At 39.2% G+C, this 26569-nt stretch carries 26 protein-coding genes and 8 pseudogenes; 23 read left to right on the top strand and 11 right to left on the bottom strand.

The window, feature by feature from the left end; genetic code table 11:
- Positions 1-9 precede the first annotated feature (9 nt).
- Genes ACWYN3_RS10155 through ACWYN3_RS10165 form a run of 3 tightly spaced genes read left to right on the top strand, consistent with a single transcriptional unit; the run spans position 10 to position 1120 of the window.
- Positions 10-540, top strand: coding sequence for a hypothetical protein (locus tag ACWYN3_RS10155; protein WP_456221047.1), 531 nt, complete (start codon positions 10-12; stop codon positions 538-540).
- Between the two features lie 5 nt (positions 541-545).
- The gene (locus ACWYN3_RS10160) at positions 546-977 is read left to right on the top strand and encodes a hypothetical protein (protein ID WP_456221048.1); all 432 of its coding nucleotides are present in this window, start codon (positions 546-548) and stop codon (positions 975-977) included.
- A 44-nt stretch (positions 978-1021) separates the two neighbouring features.
- A complete protein-coding gene (locus ACWYN3_RS10165; protein ID WP_456222950.1) occupies positions 1022-1120 on the top strand; it encodes a hypothetical protein in 99 nt (32 codons plus the stop codon).
- Here ACWYN3_RS10165 and ACWYN3_RS10170 read toward each other — a convergent pair.
- From ACWYN3_RS10170 to ACWYN3_RS10190, 5 genes and pseudogenes are all read right to left on the bottom strand, one after another.
- Positions 1117-1823: pseudogene (locus ACWYN3_RS10170) on the bottom strand (lysoplasmalogenase). The gene ACWYN3_RS10165 and the pseudogene ACWYN3_RS10170 overlap by 4 nt on opposite strands.
- Before the next feature lie 109 nt (positions 1824-1932).
- Positions 1933-2250 carry an RNA recognition motif domain-containing protein gene (locus ACWYN3_RS10175; RefSeq protein WP_456221049.1) on the bottom strand — a complete coding sequence of 106 codons (318 nt, stop codon included), beginning with the start codon at positions 2248-2250 and terminating at the stop codon, positions 1933-1935.
- A gap of 100 nt (positions 2251-2350) precedes the next feature.
- On the bottom strand, positions 2351-2494 hold the full coding sequence (locus tag ACWYN3_RS10180) for a hypothetical protein (RefSeq protein ID WP_456221050.1): 144 nt from the start codon (positions 2492-2494) through the stop codon (positions 2351-2353).
- Positions 2495-2645: 151 nt separating this feature from the next.
- Positions 2646-3074, bottom strand: coding sequence for a queuosine precursor transporter (locus ACWYN3_RS10185; RefSeq protein ID WP_456221051.1), 429 nt, complete (start codon positions 3072-3074; stop codon positions 2646-2648).
- Between the two features lie 23 nt (positions 3075-3097).
- A complete protein-coding gene (locus tag ACWYN3_RS10190) occupies positions 3098-3316 on the bottom strand; it encodes a VUT family protein (RefSeq protein WP_456221052.1) in 219 nt (72 codons plus the stop codon).
- 192 nt (positions 3317-3508) lie between these two features.
- Here ACWYN3_RS10190 and ACWYN3_RS10195 point away from each other — a divergent pair.
- The 7 genes and pseudogenes from ACWYN3_RS10195 to ACWYN3_RS10225 all read left to right on the top strand — a co-directional run.
- Positions 3509-4639: pseudogene (locus ACWYN3_RS10195) on the top strand (methionine aminotransferase); the annotation flags it as partial.
- A gap of 28 nt (positions 4640-4667) precedes the next feature.
- The gene (locus ACWYN3_RS10200) at positions 4668-5474 is read left to right on the top strand and encodes a nitrilase family protein (protein WP_456221053.1); all 807 of its coding nucleotides are present in this window, start codon (positions 4668-4670) and stop codon (positions 5472-5474) included.
- 112 nt (positions 5475-5586) lie between these two features.
- A complete protein-coding gene (locus ACWYN3_RS10205) occupies positions 5587-6051 on the top strand; it encodes an isoaspartyl peptidase/L-asparaginase (protein WP_456221054.1) in 465 nt (154 codons plus the stop codon).
- The gene (locus ACWYN3_RS10210; protein ID WP_456221055.1) at positions 6002-6625 is read left to right on the top strand and encodes an isoaspartyl peptidase/L-asparaginase; all 624 of its coding nucleotides are present in this window, start codon (positions 6002-6004) and stop codon (positions 6623-6625) included. The genes ACWYN3_RS10205 and ACWYN3_RS10210 overlap by 50 nt, the downstream gene beginning before the upstream one ends.
- Positions 6626-6636: 11 nt before the next feature.
- Positions 6637-7377 (top strand): copper homeostasis protein CutC, encoded by a 741-nt coding sequence (locus tag ACWYN3_RS10215; RefSeq protein WP_456221056.1) that lies wholly within the window; start codon positions 6637-6639, stop codon positions 7375-7377.
- Positions 7378-7407: 30 nt separating this feature from the next.
- Positions 7408-9197: pseudogene (lepA, locus tag ACWYN3_RS10220) on the top strand (translation elongation factor 4).
- Between the two features lie 28 nt (positions 9198-9225).
- Positions 9226-10107 (top strand): bifunctional 5,10-methylenetetrahydrofolate dehydrogenase/5,10-methenyltetrahydrofolate cyclohydrolase, encoded by an 882-nt coding sequence (locus ACWYN3_RS10225; protein ID WP_456221057.1) that lies wholly within the window; start codon positions 9226-9228, stop codon positions 10105-10107.
- A 49-nt stretch (positions 10108-10156) separates the two neighbouring features.
- Here ACWYN3_RS10225 and ACWYN3_RS10230 read toward each other — a convergent pair whose 3' ends face one another.
- Positions 10157-10525, bottom strand: a complete 369-nt coding sequence (locus tag ACWYN3_RS10230) for a Rieske (2Fe-2S) protein (protein ID WP_456221058.1) — start codon at positions 10523-10525, stop codon at positions 10157-10159.
- Positions 10526-10623: 98 nt separating this feature from the next.
- Here ACWYN3_RS10230 and ACWYN3_RS10235 point away from each other — a divergent pair, with 98 nt between their 5' ends.
- The 4 genes from ACWYN3_RS10235 (at position 10624) to ACWYN3_RS10250 (ending at position 13246) form a co-directional block, all read left to right on the top strand.
- Positions 10624-11247 (top strand): 7-carboxy-7-deazaguanine synthase QueE, encoded by a 624-nt coding sequence (locus ACWYN3_RS10235; RefSeq protein WP_456221059.1) that lies wholly within the window; start codon positions 10624-10626, stop codon positions 11245-11247.
- A gap of 108 nt (positions 11248-11355) precedes the next feature.
- Positions 11356-12519 carry a hypothetical protein gene (locus tag ACWYN3_RS10240; protein WP_456221060.1) on the top strand — a complete coding sequence of 388 codons (1164 nt, stop codon included), beginning with the start codon at positions 11356-11358 and terminating at the stop codon, positions 12517-12519.
- On the top strand, positions 12516-13019 hold the full coding sequence (locus ACWYN3_RS10245) for a hypothetical protein (RefSeq protein ID WP_456221061.1): 504 nt from the start codon (positions 12516-12518) through the stop codon (positions 13017-13019). Before ACWYN3_RS10240 ends, ACWYN3_RS10245 begins: the two co-directional genes overlap by 4 nt.
- A gap of 56 nt (positions 13020-13075) precedes the next feature.
- On the top strand, positions 13076-13246 hold the full coding sequence (locus ACWYN3_RS10250) for an OmpA family protein (protein WP_456221062.1): 171 nt from the start codon (positions 13076-13078) through the stop codon (positions 13244-13246).
- A gap of 119 nt (positions 13247-13365) precedes the next feature.
- Here ACWYN3_RS10250 and kdsA read toward each other — a convergent pair whose 3' ends face one another.
- The gene (kdsA, locus tag ACWYN3_RS10255) at positions 13366-14181 is read right to left on the bottom strand and encodes a 3-deoxy-8-phosphooctulonate synthase (RefSeq protein WP_068398138.1); all 816 of its coding nucleotides are present in this window, start codon (positions 14179-14181) and stop codon (positions 13366-13368) included.
- Positions 14182-14189: 8 nt separating this feature from the next.
- Positions 14190-16378: pseudogene (gene recQ / locus ACWYN3_RS10260) on the bottom strand (DNA helicase RecQ).
- 49 nt (positions 16379-16427) lie between these two features.
- Between recQ and ACWYN3_RS10265 the strand changes: the two are divergent.
- From ACWYN3_RS10265 to ACWYN3_RS10275, 3 genes and pseudogenes are all read left to right on the top strand, one after another.
- Complete coding sequence (locus ACWYN3_RS10265) at positions 16428-17045, top strand: KpsF/GutQ family sugar-phosphate isomerase (RefSeq protein WP_456221063.1); 618 nt, start codon at positions 16428-16430, stop codon at positions 17043-17045.
- A gap of 8 nt (positions 17046-17053) precedes the next feature.
- Positions 17054-17431: a CBS domain-containing protein gene (locus ACWYN3_RS10270; RefSeq protein ID WP_456221064.1), complete on the top strand. Its 378-nt coding sequence runs from the start codon at positions 17054-17056 to the stop codon at positions 17429-17431.
- A gap of 12 nt (positions 17432-17443) precedes the next feature.
- Positions 17444-18524: pseudogene (locus tag ACWYN3_RS10275) on the top strand (mannose-1-phosphate guanylyltransferase); the annotation flags it as partial.
- 33 nt (positions 18525-18557) lie between these two features.
- Here ACWYN3_RS10275 and rlmB read toward each other — a convergent pair.
- Complete coding sequence (gene rlmB / locus ACWYN3_RS10280; protein WP_456221065.1) at positions 18558-19328, bottom strand: 23S rRNA (guanosine(2251)-2'-O)-methyltransferase RlmB; 771 nt, start codon at positions 19326-19328, stop codon at positions 18558-18560.
- Between the two features lie 207 nt (positions 19329-19535).
- Between rlmB and dnaB the strand changes: the two are divergent.
- A pseudogene (dnaB, locus tag ACWYN3_RS10285) lies at positions 19536-21112 on the top strand (replicative DNA helicase).
- Between the two features lie 20 nt (positions 21113-21132).
- On the opposite strand, the gene chrA reads toward dnaB, so the two are convergent.
- Together chrA and ACWYN3_RS10295 are read right to left on the bottom strand one after the other, a co-directional pair.
- Positions 21133-22338, bottom strand: coding sequence for a chromate efflux transporter (gene chrA / locus ACWYN3_RS10290; RefSeq protein ID WP_456221066.1), 1206 nt, complete (start codon positions 22336-22338; stop codon positions 21133-21135).
- Between the two features lie 8 nt (positions 22339-22346).
- A complete protein-coding gene (locus ACWYN3_RS10295) occupies positions 22347-22646 on the bottom strand; it encodes a tetratricopeptide repeat protein (protein WP_456221067.1) in 300 nt (99 codons plus the stop codon).
- Between the two features lie 163 nt (positions 22647-22809).
- Between ACWYN3_RS10295 and ACWYN3_RS10300 the strand changes: the two genes are divergently transcribed.
- The 5 genes and pseudogenes from ACWYN3_RS10300 to ACWYN3_RS10320 all read left to right on the top strand — a co-directional run bounded on the left by ACWYN3_RS10300 (position 22810) and on the right by ACWYN3_RS10320 (position 26562).
- Positions 22810-23547, top strand: coding sequence for an electron transfer flavoprotein subunit beta/FixA family protein (locus ACWYN3_RS10300; RefSeq protein WP_456221068.1), 738 nt, complete (start codon positions 22810-22812; stop codon positions 23545-23547).
- A gap of 44 nt (positions 23548-23591) precedes the next feature.
- Positions 23592-24561, top strand: a pseudogene (locus ACWYN3_RS10305) (electron transfer flavoprotein subunit alpha/FixB family protein).
- 47 nt (positions 24562-24608) lie between these two features.
- Positions 24609-25227 (top strand): annotated as a pseudogene (locus tag ACWYN3_RS10310) (bifunctional nuclease domain-containing protein).
- Positions 25228-25295: 68 nt separating this feature from the next.
- The gene (locus ACWYN3_RS10315; protein WP_456221069.1) at positions 25296-25556 is read left to right on the top strand and encodes a Na+ dependent nucleoside transporter N-terminal domain-containing protein; all 261 of its coding nucleotides are present in this window, start codon (positions 25296-25298) and stop codon (positions 25554-25556) included.
- Positions 25513-26562 carry a NupC/NupG family nucleoside CNT transporter gene (locus ACWYN3_RS10320; RefSeq protein ID WP_456221070.1) on the top strand — a complete coding sequence of 350 codons (1050 nt, stop codon included), beginning with the start codon at positions 25513-25515 and terminating at the stop codon, positions 26560-26562. The genes ACWYN3_RS10315 and ACWYN3_RS10320 overlap by 44 nt, the downstream gene beginning before the upstream one ends.
- Positions 26563-26569 lie beyond the last annotated feature (7 nt).

The following is a 26569-nucleotide window of genomic DNA, read 5'->3' on the forward strand; positions in this document are numbered from 1 at the left end:
TTTTCTACATTGAATCAGCCGGCAGATCATTATGGTTTGTCTTTGATTCTGGGTGGCAGTGAGGTCACCATGTGGGATCTTGCTAAAACTTATATGGGAATGGCCAGATCGCTCAATCACTATAATGATTATAAAGGGTATTATAATCCGCATGACTATGACGCTCCAAGCTATGTACAACAAAAACAATTAGAAAAACAGGACGAGAATGAGCTTCAGCGTAATTCCTTTCTTGATAATGGATCTATCTGGAGCACATTTAACGCGATGGAAGAACTGATGCGCCCTGGTGATGAAGGATTATGGGAACAGTTTTCATCTTCACAGCGTTTAGCCTGGAAAACAGGAACAAGTTTTGGTTTCAGAGATGCCTGGGCAGTTGGTCTTAACCCCGATTATGTAGTTTGTGTGTGGGTTGGAAATGCGGATGGGGAAGGCAGACCAGGACTAACTGGAATTGATGTTGCTGCGCCTGTATTATTTGATATTTCAGGCAGCTCCCGGCGGGTAAATGGTTTCAAACGCCTAAGAACAAATTAAAGAAAATGAGTATCTGCCGCCAAAGCGGCTATAAGGCTGGAGAATATTGTCTTGACCGCATTGATGAACTGGTTCCTTTTGCTGGAGAAAAAACTGTTGTTTGCCCCTATCACAAAATCATTCACCTTGATCGTAGCTCAAATTACAGAGTGACGGATCAGTGCGTAAGCCCGGCTGATATGATCCACCAATCCTGGTTTATCCTGCCCCCGGCAATAGAATACTACTATAAAGTAAAACATAGTGATTATAAGCCTCTGCCCCCATTTATGGAAGGATGTGCAGATGCGGGTAATAACTATGTAATGGACATGATTTATCCAAAAAACAATGCTGCGATCTATATTCCTTTAGAATTTGACGGTAAAAGAGGAAAGGTGGTTTTTACAGCGACTCATAAAAATTCTGCCGCTCAGATTTACTGCATATATAGATGATGAATATGTAGCTAGCTACAACCGCGCATACACATCAGCTTAGCCTGAGTCCGGCTCCCGGAAAACATACGTTAACCCTTGTAGATGATAAAGGAGAAAGGTTTGTACAGCAATTTACTATACTGGATAGGGAGAAGCATTAATCTGCCGATAAAGGGCGGATCAGTTTCCGCTCAATACCCCCCATAACGATCAGATACTGAGCAATCATATAGAGTGTACAAATCAATAAGTCTGAGGATTTAAAGGAGTTAATGAAATAAGCATGTGCTAAAATCGCATCAGCACCTATAAAAAACAGGACGCCTGCAAGAATTAGTTTAAAACTGGTTTGATTTACACGCTGATTTCTAAAAGCGGCCATCATAATAAGTAGCGCAACGATAAAAATGCAGCCCAATACTGGCAGTCTTAGTGTACCTAAATGTGGTCTGAGATAGAAATAGAAAGCTGTAAAGGTAATGGCACTACTGAATATAGCTATTCTGGCCCCCTTTTTATCCAGTTTCTGGGGGCAGAACGAAAATCGAGGTAGAAAGCACCAATATAGAATAAATGGCAAATCAGAAAGGCAATAAGCCCATACGAAAAATAGGACGGATCATACCCCCTCAGCAGAAACAATGTACTGCCGGTAAGGGCGAAAACCAACCCAGTAAATAACCTTTGATGGAAACGACCGCTTAATTTTGTAGTTAAGCAGAAAAACACGAGTAATACCAGCGTAATGCAAGGTATTAAACCGTAGTTTAAAAGCGAATATTGCTCGTATCCGGAGACCAGCACCAGTATAAATAAAAGTGCATAAGCCAGGTTAAATAGCAGGTATTTTCTTATCATACGCATATATCCAGCATAATCTGTAAATCATCTGAAATAAGAACCAGGGATTATTGTATAAAAACCTGGTTCTCTATGTGATGATAGAAAAATCGATCCAATAGAAAAAAGCTAATTAATAGCTTCTTTCTCTGTTGTTGTTGTTGCGTTTGAAACCACCGCCACCACCACCAGCAGCACCGCCAGTATTAGGTTTTTCTTGTGCTTCAGCAACTTTGATACGGTTACCATTGTAATCGCCACCATTCATTCTCTTGATCGCTTCTTTAGCCTCTTCGTCTACTGGCATCTCTACGAAACCAAAACCACGACTCTGACCAGTTTCACGATCTTTGATAATTCTAAGTGATTTTACCTGACCGAAATCACCAAATACGGCTGTTAATTCATCTTCCCCTACTTCTAACGGAAGGCCTGTAATAAATATCTTCATTAATGTCTAAAAATTTCCTCAAAGGTACAAAAATCATACCTTTAATTTGCAATCAGATTGTAAGTAATCGATAAAATATTTATTTAATTGTAAACAACTGTTATGAAATTGCGCCTGGCAGCTCAATTATCCTTTCCATACAGAAGTCCCGATCATCGTAATTCCATTCCAGCAATAGTTTCCAGACACCTTTAGGGGTACCATCAACCGGAACATGAAGCAGTCCATACTCATCACTGCGCACAAATTTTATTTCGTGTTTAAGCTCGGGATTTGACAGGCAGCTAAAAAAAATTTTGACTGCTACCGGATGATCGAAAGAAAAAGTCACCGTTTTCATAACCATACAACAATAACTGATTATCAATGTTTTAAAAAAATCAACAGACACCTTCCTATCCCCTGCCTGCCATTTTAATCAATTTATGCGCGAGGTCTTTACCCAGATAGTTATCAATGATGCCATGCACAAGATAAAGTATAGGGGTCATTAAAATAGCGACCAGGAATTTATATGTATAATTAACCAATCCTATTGCAGCCACCATTTGCCAGCTCCAATGGTATTGAGGGTTTAAATAAAAAGCAATAAAAATGACGACAAAACTGTCTATCAATTGTGACACTAAAGTAGATCCGGTAGACCTAAGCCATAAAGCCCGCTCCCCGGTAATCTTCTTGATTTTGTGAAAAATAAGCACATCCGCAAACTGACCGACTAAAAAAGCGACAATAGAGCCTACTATAATCCACATTCCCTGTCCAAAAATACCTGCAAAGGCATTATCCATATTCAGATTTTGCCCGTTAATCTTTTGGTTCACCCAAAAATCTGACGAATTCAGATTCATTGCCCCCCCCAGACAATAAAAAATGCATAACCAATGAGTATAGCTGTTAATATGGAAAGAAACCGGACTTGTTTCATCCCGAAGTATTCATTGATAATATCAGTCATAATAAAAATCAATGGCCATGTCAGCACACCTGCCGACATATGGAAGGATAAATTCGGAACGCCTAACAGATTAATATTAAAATGTTTAATTCCTAATGTCGCTTCCACGCTAAATATCTTAACACCAATAAACTCAGACAGAATAGTATTAGCTACAAAAAAACTCCCCAGTACCAGCAGTAATCTGCTCTCTTTTTTTTAAAAGTCATACGTATCGCAAATTATTAAATATAGATGAATTTTAAACAGGCTCTTAATTTATTTTATAATTTTGCCTGTACATGATAGCTACATACATACTCGAAACTTCCGGGAATATCCAACACTATTTTTTCAGTGATGTCCCAGTTAGCGGCTGAACACAACGCCATTAACCTTTCTCAGGGCTTCCCTGATTACGATTGTGACCCTAAATTGATTGACCTTGTTGCCGACGCAATGAGAAACGGGCATAATCAATATGCACCAATGATGGGTGTTCAATCTTTAAGAGAGCTGGTTGCCGATAAAGTAAATCTTCAATACGGATCAAATTATCATCCGGATACAGAAGTAACCATCACTGCTGGTGGTACACAAGCCATATTTACTGCTTTAACGGCTTGTATTCAGGCTGGAGATGAGGTCATTATTTTTGAACCTGCTTATGATTGTTATGCACCAACTATAAAAATGCTGGGCGGACTGGTCAAATCCTATGAAATGACCCCTCCTGAATATAGTATCGACTGGGAAATGGTTAAAAAACTATTTACAGCCAGTACAAAAATGATTATTCTGAATAGTCCGCATAACCCAACGGGTGCAGTATTAACAGATAAGGATATTAAAGCACTGATTAAACTGACAAAAGGTACGGATGTATTGATCCTGAGTGATGAGGTTTATGAACATCTGATTTATGATGGTGCAAAACATAATTCACTGGCTTCTTATCCTGAACTACGTGAACGAACGTTTATTGTGGCCTCTTTTGGCAAACTATTACATACAACAGGATGGAAAGCAGGATATTGCATTGCACCTGAACCGCTGATGAAAGAATTCAGAAAAATACATCAGTTTAATGTATTCAGTGTCAACACTCCTATGCAGGCCGGTATTGCAAATTATTTGAAAGACCCATCTGTTTACCTGGGACTATCAGCTTTTTTCCAGGAGAAACGTGATTTATTCAGGTCATTGCTGGATCAAACCAAGTTTAAATTGCTACCTTGTAAAGGTTCCTACTTTCAATGCGTGAGCTATGACCATTTTAGTGAGGAGGAAGATACTGTTTTAGCAAGACGGTTAATAACAGATATCGGTGTGGCATCTATCCCTGTTTCCGCATTTTATATCAGGAACACAGATCACCGGGTTCTGCGTTTTTGTTTTGCCAAAAGGCAAGATACACTGGAAAAATCCGTTGAAAGATTAATGAAACTATAATTTTACATGCCTATTACCTTATCAATATATGGAGAACCCAAACTATCTCAATATTAATAATCTAAAAATAACAATTTTTCAAGCTTATTTATTTTGGGAAAATGTAGACAAAAACCTGCAGAATATATCTCTGCGTTTGTCTTCTGGCGTAAAGGAAAAAACGGATCTTATTGTATTACCCGAAATGTTCAATACTGGTTTTAGTATGCATGCTGCAGAATTAGCAGAAGAGATGAGTGGTAAAACAATGACATGGATGGCAGCTTCTGCCGCTAAATACGATTGCGTAATTACAGGAAGTTTAATCATCAAAGAAAATGGTGTCTATTATAACCGGATGATCTGGATGTTGCCAACCGGCGATTATCAGCATTACGATAAAAGGCATCTTTTTGGAATGGGTGAAGAAGATAAAACCTATACAGCCGGACAGGATAAAATCGTTGTAGAATTGAAAGGCTGGAAAATCAGGCTTGCAATCTGCTATGACCTTCGATTCCCGGTCTGGTTAAGAAATAATGATGCAGCATATGATTTGCTATTAGTCATTGCAAGCTGGCCCGATAAACGTATTCCACACTGGAAAGCACTGATCCCGGCCAGAGCAATTGAAAATCAGAGTTATGTAGTTGCGGTTAACCGTGTTGGCCATGATGGCAATGAGGTTTACCATAGTGGCCACTCTATGTGTATAGATGCTTTTGGGAATACAGTTTACTATAAACCTGAAGATGAAGATCTTTATACTTTTAGTGTCAATCACGAAGATCTGGTGAAAATACGCCGTGGATTTCCATTTTTGAAAGACGCAGATGAATTTAAACTCATAAATTAACAGAAAACTATATTTAAATCCGGCTCAGTCAGTCCGGATTTTTCTGTTTAAATACCTTTTAAGAGTTGGATATTTAATGTAATCTTGTGTCTGAATAACCTAAACCGTTTTTATGTTTGACCGTAGAAAATTCATTAAATGTTCCGCATTGTCCGCTTCTCTGCTGGCGATTGATAAAAGCGGAATGGCTAACATCCTTCCTTCTTCCAGCGTAGCAGCAGCTGGAAAACCAATTGTAATTTCAACATGGGATTTTGGTATTGCAGCCAATCATGCAGCATGGGATGTATTATCATCAGGCGGCCGCTCCCTTGATGCTGTAGAAAAAGGAGTTCAGGTGCCTGAAGCAGATCCCAAAAATCAAAGTGTAGGTTATGGCGGATTACCAGACAGAGATGGAAAAGTAACCTTAGACGCCTGTATCATGGATGATTTAGGTAATTGCGGATCAGTAGCTGCTCTTGAGCATATTATGCATCCTATTTCTGTTGCAAGACTCGTGATGGAAAAAACTCCGCATGTAATGCTTGCTTGCAGGCGACGGAGCGTTACAGTTCGCCTTAGAGAATGGATTTAAAAAGATAAACCTGCTGACTCCCGAAAGTGAAAAAGTATGGAAAGAATGGCTTAAAACTGCAAAGTACGAGCCTATAATGAATATTGAAAACAAATTATACGATAAAGCTTCACCAACCAGATTACCAGGAAATCAATATAACCATGATACCATAGGTATGCTTGCCCTTGATGCCAATGGTAATCTATCCGGTGCCTGTACGACTAGTGGGATGGCTTTTAAGTTACATGGCCGTGTAGGTGACAGTCCTATTATTGGCGCAGGTTTATATGTAGACAATGAGATTGGAGGAGCAACTTCAACAGGTGTCGGAGAAGAGGTAATCCGTAACGTAGGCAGCTTCCTGGTTGTTGAACTAATGCGTCAGGGTTATCCGCCCGAAGAAGCTTGTAAGGAAGCCGTCATGCGTATTATTAAAAAGAAACCAGCAAAAGCTAAAGAAATCCAGGTCGGATTTTTAGCACTGAATAAAAAAGGGCAATATGGTGCATATGCAATTCAAAAGGGATTCAGCTATGCTGTTTGTACATCAGAAAACAAAGATCTATTGATTCCTGGAAAAAGTTACTACTAAAATTTACAGCTATGATTAAAATGGAGGTTTGCGCCAACTCTGTAAGCTCTGCACTGGAGGCACAGCGGGGAGGCGCAATAAGGGTAGAACTATGTGCAAGCCTGACAGAGGGTGGAACTACACCCAGCTACGCAGAAATTAAACTGGCGAAGCAAATACTTTCTATAGAGGTCTACCCTATCATCAGGCCACGTGGTGGAGATTTCCTGTATTCAGATCTGGAATTTGAACTGATGAAGGAGGATGTGAAAATCTGCAAAGAATTACAATGTGAAGGCATAGTAACGGGTATTCTTACTGCAGATGGCAAAGTAGATATGGCCCGTTGTGCCGAATTGATTGCGCTGGCAAAGCCGATGAAAGTCGCTTTCCACAGAGCATTTGATATGGCTGTAAATATGGAAGAAGCATTGGAAGATATAATTTCGCTGGGGATTATCCGTATTCTGACTTCCGGAGGAAAAGCTACTGCACTGGATGGTGCGGATAAACTGGCTTTGCTAATCAGGCAGGCAGGTCACCGGATCACGATCATGCCGGGAGCCTGTATCAACACTTCAAATATTAAACAGTTGATTACTCAGACTGGTGCCAAAGAATTTCATGGTTCAGCAAGAAAAAATCATACCAGTAAAATGTTATTCAGGAACAGTGAATTAAGCATGGGCGATGATACAGATGAATATAGTTCTTCATTTACGGATGCAGAACTGGTCAAAAATTTACTGGAACTGGCAAACAGTGCGGAATAATCAAGCTAATATTCTATATTTGCGGCACTGATGAAGCACATACGTAATTTTTGCATAATTGCACACATTGACCACGGTAAAAGTACTTTGGCCGACCGTTTACTTGAATACACGAATACAATCACCAGAGAGAGAGTCACAGGCTCAGCTTTTGGATGATATGGATTTGGAGCGTGAACGCGGTATTACCATTAAAAGTCATGCGATCCAAATGGACTATGTCCAGGACGGACAGCCCTATATATTAAACTTAATTGACACTCCCGGACACGTAGATTTTTCTTATGAAGTTTCCCGTTCAATTGCGGCCTGCGAAGGTGCTTTATTGATCGTAGATGCTTCACAGGGGATTCAGGCCCAAACTATTTCCAATCTGTATTTAGCACTTGAGCATGATCTTGAGATCATCCCTATCTTAAATAAAATGGACTTGCCTGGTGCTATGCCTGAGGAAGTGAAAGATCAGATTATCGAACTGATTGGTTGTAAACGAGAAGAAATCATCCCTGCTTCAGGAAAAACCGGTCAGGGTGTTCACGATATCCTGCGTGCTATTGTTGAACGTGTACCTGCACCTAAGGGAAATCCTGACGGAGAGTTACAAGCTTTGATCTTTGACTCTGTTTTTGATTCATTCCGTGGCATCGTTGCTTATTTCAAAGTGTTAAACGGAGAAATCCGTAAGAAAGACAAAGTGAAATTCGTAGCTACCGGTAAGGAATATATTGCTGAGGAAGTAGGAACACTAAAACTGAAACAATTGCCAAAAGATGTCATCAGAACTGGTGATGTTGGTTATATTATTTCTGGTATTAAAGAAGCCAGAGAGGTAAAAGTTGGAGATACAATTACGCATAAAGACCGCCCGAGTTCAGAGCCGATTAAAGGATTTGAGGAGGTTAAGCCGATGGTGTTCGCTGGTATTTACCCGGTAGATACGGATGAGTTTGAAGAATTGAGAGAGGCAATGCACAAATTGCAGCTTAATGATGCTTCCATTGTATTCGAGCCTGAGTCATCAGCAGCATTAGGTTTTGGTTTCCGTTGCGGATTCCTGGGCATGCTGCATATGGAGATTATCCAGGAGCGTCTGGAGCGTGAATTTGACATGACGGTAATTACTACCGTTCCCAAATGTGTCTTACCAGGCGATGACTACCAAAGGCGATCTTATTATTGTAAATAACCCTACTGATCTTCCTGATCCAAGTAAAATGGAATATGTAGAAGAGCCATATATCAAGGCAAATATTATTACCAAAGCCGAGTTTGTTGGACCTGTAATGTCACTTTGTATTCAAAAAAGGGGAGTTATCGTTAACCAGTCGTATTTAACATCAGACCGTGTAGAGCTTGTTTTTGAGATTCCTATGGGTGAGATTGTATTTGACTTCTATGATCGTCTGAAGACTATTTCGAAAGGATATGCTTCTTTTGATTATCATCAGATTGGTTACCGCAAATCTGATCTGGTCAGATTGGATATTTTGTTAAATGCAGAACCTGTGGATGCTTTATCCTCATTGATTCACCGGAGTAACTCTTACGATTTTGGAAAGAAGATCTGTGAGAAATTAAGAGAACTAATTCCACGTCAGCAATTCGAAATTATCATCCAGGCCTCTATTGGTGCTAAAATTATCGCCAGAGAAACTGTGAAAGCCTTACGTAAGGACGTAACAGCAAAATGTTATGGCGGAGATATTTCACGTAAACGTAAACTGTTAGAGAAACAGAAAAAAGGTAAGAAACGTATGCGCCAGGTAGGCAATGTGGAAATCCCACAAACTGCATTTATGGCCGTATTGAAATTAGATTAATCGTATAACACAAAATATAGCGTTTGATATGCAGTTACTGGACGGAAAATTCGCATCAGAAAAAATCAAATTAGAAATAGCAGCGGAAGCGGCAGATTTTTTAATGCAAAGTGGACGCAAACCTCATTTACTGGCTATACTGGTTGGTAATGATGGCGGAAGCGAAACTTATGTGGCGAGCAAGATGAAAAACTGCGAAAAAGTAGGATTTCAATCTTCTCTGATCAGATATGATGTAGAGGTAACTGAAGAAGAATTACTTCAAAAAATCCATGAGATCAATAGTGATGCAGGTGTTGACGGACTTATTGTTCAGCTACCACTTCCAAAACATATAGATCCTGAGAAAGTTACTGAAGCAATAGACCACCGTAAAGATGTAGACGGATTTCACCCGGTAAACCTGGGACGTATGATGCGTAATCTGCCTTGTTTTATTCCAGCTACCCCTTATGGTATTTTATTATTGTTAAAGGCTTATGGAATTGATACTGCTGGTAAACATTGCGTAGTTGTTGGACGCAGTAACATCGTTGGTAGCCCAATGAGTATTTTAATGGCACGTAATGCGAGTCCTGGCAATTGCACGGTTACATTGACACACAGTAAAACAACAAATCTGAAAGAGATTGCTTTGCAGGCAGATATCATTATTGCCGCTATCGGTAAGAAGAATTTTGTAACGGCAGATATGGTTAAACCTGGTGCTATTATTATAGACGTTGGTATTAACAGAGAAAATTCTGAAACAACAAAATCAGGGTACAAATTATATGGTGATGTTGATTTTGAAAATGTAGCTCCTTTATCTTCATGGATTACACCTGTACCCGGTGGAGTTGGTTTGATGACGATTGTTGGCTTACTTAAAAACACATTGGCTTCTGCTAAAAAAGAAATCTATTCTTAAAACATACAGGTAATTCAAATTGCCTATCTATCAAACCTGTAAATTATATTTACAGGTTTTTTTCGTTTGTGATATTAATTTTACCGAAAAAACGGCTAAACAGGCTTTGCTTAAATCCAGCATATAAACCATCAGGTTCTTCCCGCACAGGATATATATTGATATAATCTCCTTGTCCCTCTACTCCTCTTCCCGTAGTCAAATCATACTCATACCGATGAATCGGACAAATTAATTTCCCTTTTTCACACCAACCTCCACTTAAAATCCCCCCTGCATGAGGACAGGTATTTTGTACCAGATAGATTTGTTGATGGTGCCTGAGCAGGCATAATTTTTTACCCGCAACATGGATCTGCCGGATAAAATCCCCCTCTGGAATTTCTTCATCAATTTTATACCAGCGTAAATCAGCCATTGATGCTTTGCTTATTCATAGATTAGTCATTTAAATAGGGTCAATATACATATATTCCTATTTTCCATCCATATTTATTTAACTTTGCCAATTGATATATGGCACATAATATTCCAGCAGACGGCACATTGCTTCCATTAATGGAAGAATTTTACACTATACAGGGTGAAGGTTTCAACACAGGCAAAGCTGCCTATTTTATTCGTCTTGGAGGTTGCGATGTGGGTTGTCACTGGTGTGATGTGAAGGAAAGCTGGGATGCCGAACTTCACCCATTAACTTCGGCCGATGATATCGCCGAAAAAGCTGACACATTTCCTGGTAAAGCTGTAGTAATCACTGGTGGTGAGCCATTGATCTATAACATGGATTACCTGACTAAAAAACTGCAGGACAAAAACATTCTGACTTTTATTGAAACTTCAGGTGCTTATCCATTGTCTGGCAGCTGGGACTGGATTTGTTTATCTCCAAAAAAATTCAAGGCTCCGCGTCCTGACATCACTCCTTTTGCAAATGAGTTAAAGGTTATTGTCTTTAATAAGAGTGATTTTGAATGGGCAGAGAAATATGCAGAAACGGTATCCCCTACCTGTAAACTTTATCTTCAGCCAGAATGGTCTAAATCAAAAGAGATTACTCCAATGATTATAGATTATGTAATGGCTAACCCGAAATGGGAAATTTCCTTACAAACTCATAAATACCTGAATATTCCTTAGGGATTTAGAACCGGTAATCAACTGTCAGATTTTTTTTGCTAAGTTTATCCTGTGGCATGCTTTTGAGTGCCTGATACCTTGAAAAAAATAGCATGAGAAAGATTATAATTGTATTTTTTTTGTCTGTTCTTCGCAGGTCAGAGCTTTGTTTGTGCACAAGAATCTGCAATAAAAAAAGCACAGCAGAATTTTGAGTATGCACAAAAATTATTATTAAGCAAAGACTACGACGGAGCAGCTAAACTATTAGAAGATGCAGTTGCCGCAGATCCTTCTTTTCAGTTTGCCTTTGTTCAATTAGCCGATGTTTATAAACTCAGGAGATCTTTTGAAAAGGCCAAATTCAATTATTTAAAAGCAATTGAGATTCAAACAGTTCCCTTAGCTCCCAGAGTTTATTATTCTTTGGGCGAAGCAGAATTGAATACCGGGGAATACGCCAGTGCAGGGAAACACTTCTCTTCATTTAAAGAACTATACAAAGGCAAAGATCAGGAAATGATCCTGAAAGCTGACAAATATATCCGGGATTGTAATTTTGCAGTTATTGCTATTAAATCACCGGAGAAATATGATCCTGTTAATTTAGGCCCTGCTATCAACACTAAGGACAGGGAATATCTCCCAACAATAACCGCGGATGGATCAACACTTATTTTCAGTCGTACAGTAGATGGAAACGAGGATTTCTATGTTTCACGTAAAGTGAATAAAGAATGGAAAACTGCGACACCACTCAGTGATAAAATTAACACAAGATTTAATGAGGGTGCACAATCTATTTCACCAGATGGGATGTACCTTTTTTTTACAGGCTGTAACCGTCCTGATGGATTTGGAAGCTGCGATCTTTATGTGAGCCATAAAAGCGGAAATAACTGGGATACTCCTTTTAATTTGGGTGCAGTAGTTAACTCTTCTTCATGGGATTCTCAACCTGCGGTAAGCCCGGATGGAAATACCCTCTATTTTGTGAGTAACCGCCCCGGAGGAATTGGTGGTTATGATATCTGGAAAACCACTTTAAATGGTGAAGGTGAATGGAGCAAGCCAGAAAATCTTGGTCCGGGTATTAATACTATTTATGATGAAAATACGCCTTTTGTACACCCTGATGGTAAAACTTTATACTTCTCTTCTAACGGATGGCCAGGTATGGGAAGCATGGATATTTTTTATAGCCGTGCACAGACAGATGGAAAATGGGGCAAACCAGTAAACATAGGTTATCCGATCAATACTTTCAATCAAGAAGAAAGATTGATGTGGTGAGTCCGGATGGAACAGAGGGATATTTCTCTTCGGTACTCAAAGGCGGTCTGGGTCATATGGACATTTACAGATTTAAATTACCGGAATCGGCAAAACCATTGCCAATTACTTATGTAAAAGGTATCGTAAGAGATAAAGAAACCCGTGGATTTCTGGAAGCAAAAGTACAGGTCGTTAACCTGAAAACAAAAGAGACTAAATTCAATGACTTTACTTCTAAAGACAATGGTGAATTTCTGGCTGTAATGCCTCTTGGCAGCACTTATGCTTTTAATGCAGTAGCTGATGGCTATCTTTTTTATTCTGATAATTTCGAACTGAATCAGGCAAAAACTGGTCAGCCTTATGTGCTGGAAATCTATCTTGAAAAGCTGAAACCGGGTGCCAATATGGTTTTGAAGAATATATTCTTTGATACTAATAAATTTGAACTGCTCCCTCCTTCAATTACAGAATTAACAAATCTTTTGCAATTACTACAAGCAAATATATCTGTGTAAGCATTGAAATCCAAGGACATACTGATAATGAAGGAAATGCTGAGACCAACCAGAAATTGTCTTTACAGCGTTCTAAGGCAGTATATGATTACCTGATAGCAAATAAAGTAAATCCGGATCGCTTAACTTTTAAAGGGTTCGGAGCCACAAAACCAATCTCATCAAATGACACTGTTAGTGGTCGTCAGCAAAACCGCAGAACGTCATTTATTATTACTGGTATCTAATCAGATAGCAAATTGAGGTAGAAATATAAAAAGAGCACGATTATCTCAAAATATTTCAGCAAAAAAAAGCCGGTCAATAAAATTGATCAGCTTTTTTTTTAAGATGAATAAGGTGAATATTATACCACTGCTTTTCTAATTTTTATTAATTTCACTAATAACTGTTCCAGTAAATCAAGATGCAGCATATTAGCCCCATCAGATTTGGCATGTGCGGGATCCGGATGAGTTTCAATGAACAAGCCATCTGCTCCAACAGCAATCGCTGCTTTCGCAATCGTCTCAATTAACTGAGGTTTACCACCGGTTACTCCAGAACTTTGATTAGGCTGTTGTAAAGAATGCGTTACGTCCATCACTACAGGTACACCAAAAGACTGCATTTCAGGTAAGCCGCGATAATCAACGATCAGATCCTGATAACCAAAAGTATTTCCTCTGTCCGTTAGTATAACTCTTTTATTGCCAGCTTCGTAAACTTTGTCAACTGCAAACCTCATAGAACCTGCAGAAAGAAATTGTCCTTTTTTCACGTTAACTACTTTTCCTGTTTTTGCAGCAGCAATCAGTAAGTCTGTTTGTCTGCATAAAAAAGCCGGGATCTGCAATACATCTACATAAGCAGCAGCCATTGCAGCCTCAGCACTTTCGTGAATATCAGTTACAGTCGGAACACCAAAAGTCTTTCCAACCTTCTCTAAAATCTTCAAAGCTTTCTCATCACCAATACCAGTAAAAGAATCACCCTTAGAACGATTTGCTTTTCTGTAAGACCCTTTAAAAATAAAAGGAATTTCCAATTGATCAGTAAGGGTTACAATCCGCTCTGCAATTCTCATTGCGATCTCTTCACCTTCAATTGCACAAGGACCGGCCATTAAAAAGAAATTTCCGGAAGTAGTATGTTTTAATTTATCTAATTCAAAATTGACCATGCTTAAGCTTAATTTCCAAGTTCTGACATGAACTTAATTCTCATTAATTGTATCTCTTCACGCGTATAATCCGTTTCCCCCAAATCTTTCAAAGCTTCATCAATTGAATCATTTTCCGCCGCACGGAAGTAATCAAATACTTCGTCCTGACGATCATCATCCAGTATTTCATCCACAAAATAGTTCAGGTTAAGTTTGGTTCCTGAATTGACAATTGCTTCAATCTCTTTCAGGATCTCACTATAAGTGATTCCTTTGGATTTAGCAATATCTTCCAGTCCAATCTGTCTGTCTACATTTTGTATGATAGATACCTTTAACTGTGATTTATTAGCCTGTGTTTTAATAATTAAATCTATAGGACGCTCAATATCATTGTCTGTCACATATTTCTTAATCAGTTCAATGAAAGGCGTACCAAATTTCATGGCCTTACCATTTCCAACACCAGAGATCTGTTTCAGCTCATCCATAGCAATCGGATAATGCGTACACATTTCTTCTAACGAAGGATCCTGGAAAACTACAAAAGGAGGAACACTTTTCTGCTTTGCGATCTTTTTTCTCAGATCTTTCAGCAATAACAATAATTGCGTATCCAGTGTTCCGCTACCATGTTTTACATCATCTTCATCATCATCTGCCGAACTTTCGATAGGCACATTCAGAATGAATTTAAGACTGTAAGGGTTTTTGATAAAATCATTTCCTGAATTAGTGAGTCTTAATAAACCATAGTTATCAATATCTTTCGATAAAAAATTATTCAATACCGCTTGTCTGACTAAAGATTTCCAAAGATTTTCACCTTCTACCTTACCCAAACCAAACTCCTGTAATTTGCTATGCTCATAAGCAATTGTTTGTGCAGTCTCCATACCCAATAGCACGCAAAGGATATGTGCGTCATCAAACTTCTCTCCTATATTTTTAATCAGATTAAGCGCAACTCTTAACGGTTCCTCTGCATCAAAATAGGTTTTAGGCTTTTTACAGTTGTCACACATGCAATTACATCCTGTTTCATTGAAGTTCTCACCAAAATAATGCAGGATCTGCTTTCTCCGGCACACGCCTGATTCAGCATAATCGATAACTTCTTTCAGAATCTGTGTACCAATTTCACGTTCGGCCACAGGCTTGTCTTTCATAAATTTGGCCAGCTTATCGACATCCTTCTGCGCATAAAAAGCGATACAAACACCTTCTCCGCCATCACGGCCGGCTCTTCCGGTTTCCTGGTAGTAACCTTCCATACTTTTAGGAATATCATGATGTATTACAAAACGAACATCAGGTTTATCGATCCCCATCCCGAAGGCTATGGTAGCAACAATTACCTCGACATCTTCCATAAGGAATTTATCTTGTGTATCTGCTCTGACTTTAGGTTCTAACCCGGCATGGTAAGGCAAAGCCTTAATACCATTCAGATTTAACGCTTCGGCAACCTCTTCAACCTTTTTCCTGCTCAGACAGTAAATAATACCGGATTTACCTGTATTGTATTTAATGTACCTGATGATTTCTTTGATCACATCCCTTTTAGGGCGTATCTCATAAAATAAGTTGGGCCTGTTAAACGAGGACTTAAACAAGGTAGCATCAGCCATCTGCAAGTTCTTAATAATATCCTGCTGTACTTTTGGTGTTGCCGTTGCTGTTAAAGCAATAATTGGGATATCTGGTCCCAGGCCGCTAATCACCTGGCGAATCCTCCGGTACTCCGGACGAAAATCATGTCCCCATTCTGAAATACAATGAGCTTCATCAACCGCAACAAAAGAGATAGTAATAAGCTTCAGAAATTCAATATTATCCGGTTTGGAAATGATTCTGGCGCTACGTATAATAATTTAGTCTGACCACTTAACAAATCACTTTTTACCTGGGCAATTTCCGACTTATTTAAAGAAGAATTCAGGAAGTGTGCAATACTATCACTTCCACCAAAAGCTCTCAATTGATCTACCTGATTTTTCATCAGCGCGATAAGCGGTGATATCACGATAGCAGTACCTTCTGACATTAAAGCCGGCAATTGATAACAGATGGATTTTCCACCGCCTGTAGGCATAATTACAAAGGTATTTTTTCGCTCAAGAACATTGGTAATAATTGATTCCTGATCCCCCTTAAAATTGTCGAAACCAAAAAAGGTTTGTAAGTTGTCAAACAACGACTTTTTCACATCCATTTTGTGTATAAAATATTCAGTGCTATTTTTGATTCAAAATAACATAATTTTGCACCAATTAAAGCATCAATATACTAAATATTTCTCTTTGAAAAGTAAAAAATCTATTATCACAGCGGGGATCAACACTTTACAAGCGGAAGCGCAGGCTATACTAGGGCTCGTAAATCACATAAATGACGATTTTGTAGCGATTGTGGAGCGAATTATCGCCGGAAACGGCCGCGTAATTGTGACAGGAATCGGCAAAAGCGCCATTATTGCGCAGAAAATTGTTGCTACTTTGAATTCTACGGGCACTCCATCAAGCTATATGCACGCCTCGGATGCGGTACACGGAGACCTCGGAATGATACAGAAAACAGACATTGTAATCTGCATTTCCAAAAGCGGAAATACACCCGAAATAAAGGTACTTGCACCGCTCTTAAAACAGTGTGGCGCCCTGCTTGTGGGCATGGTCGGACAACTGGAATCTGAGCTTGCCAGACAGGCAGACCTGATCCTGAATACTACGGTAGAAAAAGAAGCCTGTCCAAATAATCTGGCACCAACAACAAGCACAACTGCTCAGCTTGCCATGGGTGATGCGCTTGCGGTAAGTCTTCTTTTAGCCAGAGAATTTAGTGCTGTGATTTTGCCCGTTTTCACCCTGGCGGATCTTTAGGAAAAAAATTGTATCTTAAAGTTTCTGATCTGGCAGAGCGGAATGCTAAACCAAGCATTCTGGCTGATGCTTCTGTGAAAGATGTAATAATTGCAATTAGTAAAAACCGTTTAGGTGCAGTAGTTGTTGTTGATAATAGCCAAATAATGGGTATCATTACAGACGGCGATATAAGAAGAATGCTGGAAAAATATTCAGATCTTGCAGATCTGACAGCAAAAGACATTATGAACAGTAACCCTAAAATGATTGATAAAGATACTTTAGCAGTAACTGCATTTGAGCTGATCAGACAATCCAATATTACACAATTATTAGTCACCGATGTCAATGGTTATTTTGGTATCGTACATTTGCACGACCTTCTTCACGAAGGTTTATTATAGTTTAATCCTAATATGAACAAAGATAATTACGCCCTAATCATGGCCGGTGGCGTTGGCAGTCGCTTTTGGCCTGTAAGCAGAGTTGAACATCCTAAACAGTTTATTGACTTTTTCGGTGTGGGAAAAACACTTATTCAAAGCACATATGACCGTTTTTTAAAAATATGTCCACCAGAAAACATATTTATTGTCACCAATGAAATCTATGTAGACCTGGTAAAATTACAATTACCTGGTATTCAGGAAAACCAGATTCTTGCAGAACCTATTATGCGCAATACAGCTCCTTGTATCGCATACGGCTCTATGAAGATCACTGAGATCAATCCTAATGCAACAATTGTTGTTGCCCCATCAGATCACACCATATCTAATCTGGATGCATTTATAGCAGCCATAGAGCAATCGCTGGACGCAGCAAGAGAAAACAATTGCCTGATCACCCTTGGGATAAAACCAAGCCGTCCTGATACAGGTTATGGCTACATACAATACATAGAAACTCCATTACCAACAGATCCTCAATTCAACAAAGTGAAATTATTCACTGAAAAACCGAACCTGGAACTCGCAAAATCATTTTATACAAAGTGGTGATTTCTTATGGAACGCCGGTATTTTCATCTGGTCAGCTCAAGCTATCAACGATGCATTTAACAAGCATTTGCCTGATATGTATGATATCTTCCATTTAGGTGCATCTTCTTATAACACACCTGACGAAAAAGCCTTTATCGGCAATGCGTATTTACAGTGTACAAATATTTCTATAGACTTCGCGATTATGGAAAAAGCCGACAATGTTTACGTGCTGCCAACCGATTTCGGATGGTCAGACCTTGGAACGTGGGCATCAATTTATGATATGGCCGAGAAAGATTATGTGGGTAATGCAGTGATTCCATCAGAGCAGGTAATGATGTTCAATTCATCAAACTGTATGGTTAATGTACCTGAGGACAAACTTGTTATCCTTCAGGGTTTACATGATTATATCGTAGTGGAATCTAACAATACACTGTTGATTTGTCCCAGATCTGAAGAACAGAGCGTGAAACAAATCGTAGCAGATGTAAAGTCCCAATTTTGGACAGAAATTTATCTAGAACCTGTAATTAACAGGTTCTTAATTATTAACGCGTTGTCTGATTGCTTCATACAGGATCACACCAGTAGAAACCGAAACATTTAGTGAACCGATCTCTCCAAACATAGGGATCTTCGCTAGATGGTTGGCCATACGCATAATATCATTTGATATACCTTCATCCTCCGCTCCCATTACGATAGCCGTAGGTGCAGTATAGTCAGGTGCATAAATTAAATCATTGGTCTTTTCAGTACAAGCAACGATCTGCAAACCACATTCCTGCAGGTAAAGTGCTGTTTTATGTAAGTTTTGCTGACGGCATACCGGAATCGTAAATAATGCACCAGCGGATGTTTTAATTGCATCAGCATTGATCTGAGCAGAATTTTTAGCAGGTACTACAATAGCATGTACACCAGTACAGGCAGCAGTTCTCGCAATTGCACCCATATTTCTAACATCAGTAATTCCATCCAGAATAAGGATCAGCGGAACTTCTCCTTTTTCATAGATCAAAGGAATAATATCTTCAATTTTCTGAAAAGTAATCTGAGAAATCACAGCAACCACACCCTGGTGATTTTTCTGAGTCATTCTATTCAGTTTTTCTACAGGAACATTATGTACTGGAATATCGGTATCTCTAAGCAAACCTTTAAGTTCAGGAATGATTTCTCCTGTAAGACCGCGCTGCATGTATATACTTTCTATATCTTTTCCGGCTTTAATTGCTTCAATTACAGCACGTATACCGAATACAAATTCATTATTTTCTTTAGGCCTGGGTGACCTTCTAAAGTTTTCCATTTATTTTATTTTACCTGCAAAAATAGCTGAAATAATGAGAATTGAGGAATCGTTTTTTTATGACTGATACACAGCACCTTATTAACAAGAGTTTGTTAATAAATAACAATTTTTTTCTCCCCGGCACAAAATTCTATGATCTGATACTGTTAGAATGTTCATAAAGAAATCTTTAGAGGAGTAAATTTTTTCTCTATTTTTGGGGCTATGAATACGGATAACGGAACACAAGGTCAGGATAGGCAGAACTTTACCTCTTCCAGAAAAAACAGAGTTGGTGCCCCCTTGAGCAATATGGGCAAAATACCCCCACAAGCTATAGATTTAGAAGAAGCGGTGCTTGGTGCACTCATGCTTGAAAAAGATGCCCTTTCTACCGTTATTGATATCCTGAAGCCTGAAGTTTTTTATGCAGAGGCTCACAAAAAAATATTTGAAGCCATCGCTATTCTGTTTCAGAAATCCAAACCAGTAGATATTCTGACTGTCACTTCCGAACTCAGGACATTGGGTACACTGGAGATGGTAGGCGGTGCATATTATATCACTAACCTGACTAACCGTGTAGCCTCAGCTGCAAATATTGAATACCACGCCCGTATTATTTCACAAAAATATATACAACGTGAATTAATCAGGATATCATCTGATATTATTCAAAACGCATACGAAGATACAACTGATATATTTGACCTGCTGGATCACGCAGAGAAAGGTCTTTTTGATATTGCTCAGAATAACCTGCGCAGGGATACCCAGAAAATGGATGAGATCATTAAACAATCTCTGGCGACACTGGAAGAACTCAGAACAAAGTCCGACGGCTTAACAGGGGTTCCATCAGGCTTTACTGCATTAGACCGGATTACCGGTGGATGGCAACCATCAGATCTTGTTATTATTGCAGCACGTCCGGCGATGGGGAAAACTGCCTTCGTACTTACCTGTGCGAGAAATGCAGCAGTTGAATTTAAACGTCCTGTAGTTGTATTCTCTCTGGAGATGTCCTCGGTTCAGTTAGTGAATCGTTTAATATCCGGTGAAACTGAGATTGAACAGGAAAAAATCCGGAAAGGAAACTTAGCGGAATGGGAATGGCAACAGCTCCACAGTAAAATTGGTACATTAACAGAAGCTCCGCTTTTGATTGATGATACCCCTGCCCTGAATATTTTCGAGTTCAGAGCAAAATGCAGAAGATTAAAATCACAATACGACATACAAATGATCATCATCGATTATTTACAATTGATGCATGGTAAAGGTGAAGGACAAAGCGGTGGTGGTAACCGTGAGCAGGAAATTGGTAGTATTTCCAGAGCCCTGAAATCAGTAGCTAAAGAATTAAATGTTCCCGTTCTTGCACTATCACAGTTAAGTCGTGCAGTGGAAACAAGACCCGGAGTAAATGGTAAACGTCCCCTTCTATCCGATTTGAGAGAGTCCGGATCTATTGAGCAGGATGCGGATATGGTACTTTTCCTTTACCGTCCTGAATATTACGGAATCACAGAAGATGAAAGCGGAAGATCACAGGCAGGTGTTGGCGAGGTTATTATCGCGAAACACAGGAATGGTGAAACCGGTATTGTACCGTTGAGATTTATCGGTAAGTACGTTAAATTTACCGACCTTGAAGAAGACTTTATGCCACCTAACTCCTTCTCTATGGATAGTCCTGGTGCTGGTATATGCTGCCATCAGCAGATTTTGACAGACCAGCAGGTAATGTCATCATTAAACCATCCCGTATGGATGATTTTGATGATGACGCACCATTTTAAATAAAGAATTTTGTACTGGGTTACATGAAGTAACCCAGTAATATTCCTGCAAGAACAATCAGCGGAGGGCTGATCCTCGTGAAATTTAAGATCAGAAAGGTAACAGCAATCAGAGAAATTGACAGGATATCAAATCCGACAGGCTTTATCAATAATACAAATGCAGCAATAATAAACCCTACGCTAACTGCATTTATCCCGGACAAAGAGTTTTTTATCCTTGTAATTTTCTTCAAATCTTCCCAGAAAGGAACGATAAACAAGACTAAGATCAATCCCGGAAGATTAATACCCAGTACTCCTACTATTCCTCCCAGGACCTGTCCATAAGTTCCATAACCAAAGTTTTTCATACTTAAAGCCCCAAGGTAACTGGTAAAAGAGAATGTCGGCCCGGGTAAAGCCTGCTGCTGCAATGCAAAACCTGATAAAAACTCTGAAGAACCGAGATAATGCTTCATTTGCACAAACTCTGTGAACATCAGAGGAACCAGAACCTGCCCGCCTCCGAAGATAAATATCCCGTTACGGTAAAAGTTTTCAAAAAGCCTGATTGGTAAACTAAATGGAGAAGTCCTGTTGATGATAGCCCCTAGTGCAGCTAAAAACAACATTACCCCAAAAAAATAAGCCAGTTTTTTCGGATTTATGTTTGCAAAAAGCTTAACTCTGATCTCACTTTCTTCCTTCGGGGTTTCCAAAGCGGATGAAATCATCCCGCCAACAAGGATTGCTAAAGGAAAAACATATGCATTTCTTAATACCAATGTCACAATTACAGCAGAAACCGCTAAAAATATGGCCGTCTGGGTAACCAGTACTTTCCTTGAAAGTGTATATGCACCGAATGCAACAATACCTAATGCGATTGGCTGAATATATTTCAGGATCAGCACAAATTGTACTTTATGATGATCAAGCTGAGCGAAGCTGAGCGCTGCAAAAGTCATAATCGCAGCCGAAGGAATAATCCAGATCAGAAAAGTAATCAATGCCAGTTTAAGGCCACCAACTTTATGTGCTATTCCTACCAGGGTTTGCGTAGATGCCGGCCCGGGCAGAATTTGCGCCAGAGCATTCAGCTCTAACAAATCCTCTTCTGAAATATAATTAGTTTGCTTAACAAAATACTTTAGCAAAAGTGACATATGTGCCTGAGCGCCACCGAATGCTGTAAATGTAAAAAGGAAAACATCTTTGATAAATAGTAGTTGCCGTTTTTCCATTCTTTTGATTAATCGTCTTCGTAATCCAGGCCGGCAGCCATATTATAAGCGCCCTGCAATTCAGAAAAAGCATGAACATCGCCCTTTTCCCTCGCCCGTTTCATCCCTAGCTGATAGATCTCAACAGCCTTATCAGTTTGCTCCTGTTTCTGATACAATTTACCCAAATGATAATATGTGCCAACATATGAGGGATGATCTTCAACTAATTTGAGATAATAATGAAAGGCCTGTTCAGTATCATTTAATGAGTTATACTCTGTTGCCAGCGCATATAGGATAAATGGATCATTGGGTTCTGTTGCCAAAAAAGATAATAACTTGTTTAATCGGGTACTTTGCATTTTAAATCCCTGCTTTTTTAATTAGATTTGCAAAAAGACATTTTTTTTAAACCGTTATATTTTAAGAAGATAAAAACCAATAACTTTTATATAAAGGCTTCATCAATTTAAAAAACAACTTATTCATATGAAAATATTAGTTTGTATCAGTAACGTGCCCGACACAACCACAAAAATAACTTTTACTAATGATAATACCCAATTCAATACTGCGGGAGTTACGTTTATCGTGAACCCATATGATGAAATTGCATTATCAAGAGCAATCGAACTTTGTGCAGACGGAAAAGGAACAGTAACGGTGGTTAATGTTGGAGAAAGCAGTACAGAGCCTACAATCAGAAAGGCATTGGCAATTGGAGCAGATGATGCTGTCAGAATTGATGCAGCACCTCGTGACGCCTATTTCACAGCTTTTCAGATAGCTGAATACGCTAAAGCTGGTGATTTTGATATAATCCTTACCGGACGTGAATCAATTGATTATAACGGCGCGCAGGTAGCTGCAATGGTAGGTGAGTTTTTAAACATCCCTTCTATCTCTATTATTAAAAAATTAGACTATGACGGTACGACTGCAACTCTTGAAAGAGAAATTGAAGGTGGTAAAGAAGTAGTTACTGTTACTGGTAAATTTGTAGCCAGCTGTGCTGAAGGTGTAGCTGTACCAACAATCCCTACCATGAGAGGTATTATGTCAGCAAGGTCTAAACCTTTAGTTGTTGTAGCTGCCGGACCAATCGAAGAAGTAATTAAAGTAGTCCAGTTTGAGACTCCTCCTGCCCGCGGAACTGTTAAATTGATCCCGGCCGAAGAAGCTGCAAACCTGATCAGCCTGCTGCATACCGAAGCTAAAGTAATCTAAGGTCTGTTTTAAAAAATTAATTATAAAAATCTAAGCAAAAAAATATGTCAGTTTTAGTATATGTAGAACAAGTCGACGGTAAGTTTAAGAAATCCGTATTTGAAGCGGTTTCTTATGCAAAAGCCATTGCAGATAAAACAGGGACTAGCCTTACCGCAGTATCTATCGGTAACGTTGCAGATAGCGAATTACAAGAACTAGGTAAATATGGTGCTGCCAAAGTATTAAACGTTGCCAGCGCAGAATTAAAGAATTTCGTAAACCAGGCATATGCTGCTGTAATCGCAGAAGCTGCAGGTAAAGAAGGTGCTGATGTCATCGTACTTTCAAACTCTTTCACTGGAAAAGGTCTTGCTCCACGTGTAGCTGTTAAATTAAAAGCAGGTTTAGTTGACGGTGCTGTTGAGCTTCCACAATTAGATGGCGGTAAATTCCTTGTTAAAAAAGGAGCTTTCTCAGGAAAAGCATTCGCGTTACCGAACTGACTTCAGCAATCAAAGTAATTGCCTTGAACCCAAATGCTTTTGGTGTAAAAGAATCAGCAGTTACAGCTGCGATCGAAACCTTCTCTCCTGCTGTTCAGTCTACTGATCTTGCAGCGATTGTAAAAGAAATCGTTAGAGCTACAGATAAAATTTCATTACCGGATGCTGAATTAGTTGTTTCAGCAGGAAGAGGTTTGAAAGGCCCCGAAAACTGGGGTATGATCGAAGAACTGGCTGGCTTATTAGGTGCAGCTACAGCTTGCTCTAAACCAGTTTCAGACGCAGACTGGAGACCACATTCAGAACATGTTGGTCAGACAGGTATTGCCATCAGCCCTAATTTATACATTGCTATAGGTATATCAGGAGCTATTCAGCATTTAGCTGGAGTAAGTTCTTCTAAAGTAATTGTAGTCATCAATAAAGATCCGGAAGCTCCTTTCTTTAAAGTTGCAGATTACGGAATCGTTGGAGATGCCTTTGAGTTGTTCCTAAATTAATTGAGGCTCTAAAAGCACACCAGGCTTAATATTAATATTTGGCGGAGATGAGAGTTTCCGCCAGATATTCATAAATATGAAAAAAGTAAAACTAGATATTGTTGGCTTATCCTATAGCCAAACCCAATCCGGAGCCTACGCACTGGTACTTGGAGAAGTAAACGGCAGAAGACGTTTGCCTATCATCATAGGTGCATTCGAAGCTCAGGCTATTGCAATAGAGATTGAAAAAATGACCCCAAGCAGGCCGTTGACTCATGACTTGTTCAAAACATTTGCGCAGACTTATAAAATTGAAATCAAAGAAATTCTAATCTACAACCTTGTAGACGGTGTCTTCTTCGCGAAGCTGATCTGTACAGACGGTGAAAGAACAGAAGAGATCGACGCAAGAACATCAGACGCAATTGCGCTGGCCGTTCGTTTCAACTCATCAATTTACACATACGAATTTATTTTATCCTCAGCAGGTATCGTTATCGAAGGGTAACGACTTTGTTTTTCTCGAAAACATGGACAACCTGAATAAGGAACAAGGACAGGACGATATTGATACTTCAATTCCCGGAACTGGCTTTGGAAGTCTTAGTATTGAAGAACTTAATCAAAAACTTCAGGAAGCTATTGCTGAGGAGGCTTATGAAAAAGCGGCCCGTATCAGAGATGAACTAAATAAAAGAAATTCATCCCAATAGTTATTTATTTGCAAGTTTATACACATCTTTATTTTTTCTACCCAAATTTTTTTATTTGAATATTTTTTATGGAGCGTTTTCACGGAGTAATTGGCGTCATTTTTATACTGGGCCTTGCTTATCTTTGTTCTAACAACAAGAAGAAGATTAATTTTAGACTTGTAGCAAGTGGGCTTACGCTCCAGATCGTCATAGCAATTCTCGTTTTAAGAGTTGCGCCCGTACAACACTTCTTTGAATTCCTTGGAAAAGGAATGCAGAAAATCGAGCAATTTGCTAAAGTAGGTGTGTTGTTTCGTCTATGGTGGCGTTGCTGTAATCGGTTTTGATGGTAAAACACATGCCTATGCTGCACCCGAAAGTTTTATTTTTGCCTTTAACGTAACAGCTACGATCATCCTGGTATGCGTGCTTGTAGCTATATTTTATCATTTTGGCATTATGCAGCGTATTGTTTCTGTCATTGCAAAAGGTATGAACTTTATTATGCGTGTGAGTGGTGCAGAAGCATTAAGTAACGTAGCCAGCGCATTTGTTGGCCAGGTTGAAGCACAGGTAATGATCAAGCCCTATCTTAAAGGAATGACTAAAAGCGAACTGCTGGCCTCTATGAGTGGTAGTTTAGCGTGTATTGCTGGTGGTATTCTGATTGTTTACGCCAATATGGGTGCACAGGCAGGAATGAACCTTGCCCCAAAATTGATCATGGCCAGTTTAATGGCAGCTCCTGGAGCACTGATCATTTCTAAGATAGTTTTCCCTGAAACAGAGGTATCACAAACTATGGGTAAAGTAAAACTTGAAGTAAAAAGTGAATATACTAACCTGATTGATGCCATTTCGCATGGTGCAGGAGAAGGCTTTAAGATTGCTATGAACGTCATCGCAATGCTGATTGGTTTCATTGCTTTAATCGCATTAGTAGATTATACACTTGTTCATATAGGACACATTTTCAATCCAAACTTTAATTTATCACTGGACTGGATCTTTGGCAGATTGTTTTATCCATTTGCATGGTCAATGGGTATCCCCGATGTTGACGTAAGTAATGCAGCTACCCTGCTTGGTCAGAAGCTAACAGTGAATGAGTTTTTAGCTTTCAAAAATCTAACGACTAAAGCAGTTCCGATCGTTACCGAAAAAGGTGTATTAATTATCAGTATCGCTATTTGCGGTTTTGCTAACTTTAGCAGCGTTGGTATGCAGATTGGCGGAATTGGAGAGCTTGCACCAGAACGTCGTGCAGACCTGGCTAAACTAGGCTTAAAAGCACTGATGTGCGGAACATTAGCTTCATATCTTTCTGCTTCTATTGCAGGCGTATTGATGTAATTTATTA

This window comes from Pedobacter sp. NJ-S-72, assembly GCF_053890575.1.

What these genes read in the sequence shown, in the direction of transcription:
- ACWYN3_RS10205 (WP_456221054.1), top strand. Translation starts at nt 5,587, where the DNA reads ATGTTTGACCGTAGAAAATTCATTAAATGTTCCGCATTGTCCGCTTCT.
- kdsA (WP_068398138.1), bottom strand. Translation starts at nt 14,181, where the DNA reads ATGGTCAATTTTGAATTAGATAAATTAAAACATACTACTTCCGGAAAT.
- chrA (WP_456221066.1), bottom strand. Translation starts at nt 22,338, where the DNA reads ATGGAAAAACGGCAACTACTATTTATCAAAGATGTTTTCCTTTTTACA.
- ACWYN3_RS10235 (WP_456221059.1), top strand. Translation starts at nt 10,624, where the DNA reads ATGGCACATAATATTCCAGCAGACGGCACATTGCTTCCATTAATGGAA.
- ACWYN3_RS10215 (WP_456221056.1), top strand. Translation starts at nt 6,637, where the DNA reads ATGATTAAAATGGAGGTTTGCGCCAACTCTGTAAGCTCTGCACTGGAG.
- ACWYN3_RS10200 (WP_456221053.1), top strand. Translation starts at nt 4,668, where the DNA reads ATGGAGAACCCAAACTATCTCAATATTAATAATCTAAAAATAACAATT.
- ACWYN3_RS10175 (WP_456221049.1), bottom strand. Translation starts at nt 2,250, where the DNA reads ATGAAGATATTTATTACAGGCCTTCCGTTAGAAGTAGGGGAAGATGAA.
- ACWYN3_RS10225 (WP_456221057.1), top strand. Translation starts at nt 9,226, where the DNA reads ATGCAGTTACTGGACGGAAAATTCGCATCAGAAAAAATCAAATTAGAA.
- ACWYN3_RS10230 (WP_456221058.1), bottom strand. Translation starts at nt 10,525, where the DNA reads ATGGCTGATTTACGCTGGTATAAAATTGATGAAGAAATTCCAGAGGGG.
- ACWYN3_RS10300 (WP_456221068.1), top strand. Translation starts at nt 22,810, where the DNA reads ATGAAAATATTAGTTTGTATCAGTAACGTGCCCGACACAACCACAAAA.
- rlmB (WP_456221065.1), bottom strand. Translation starts at nt 19,328, where the DNA reads ATGGAAAACTTTAGAAGGTCACCCAGGCCTAAAGAAAATAATGAATTT.
- ACWYN3_RS10315 (WP_456221069.1), top strand. Translation starts at nt 25,296, where the DNA reads ATGGAGCGTTTTCACGGAGTAATTGGCGTCATTTTTATACTGGGCCTT.
- ACWYN3_RS10160 (WP_456221048.1), top strand. Translation starts at nt 546, where the DNA reads ATGAGTATCTGCCGCCAAAGCGGCTATAAGGCTGGAGAATATTGTCTT.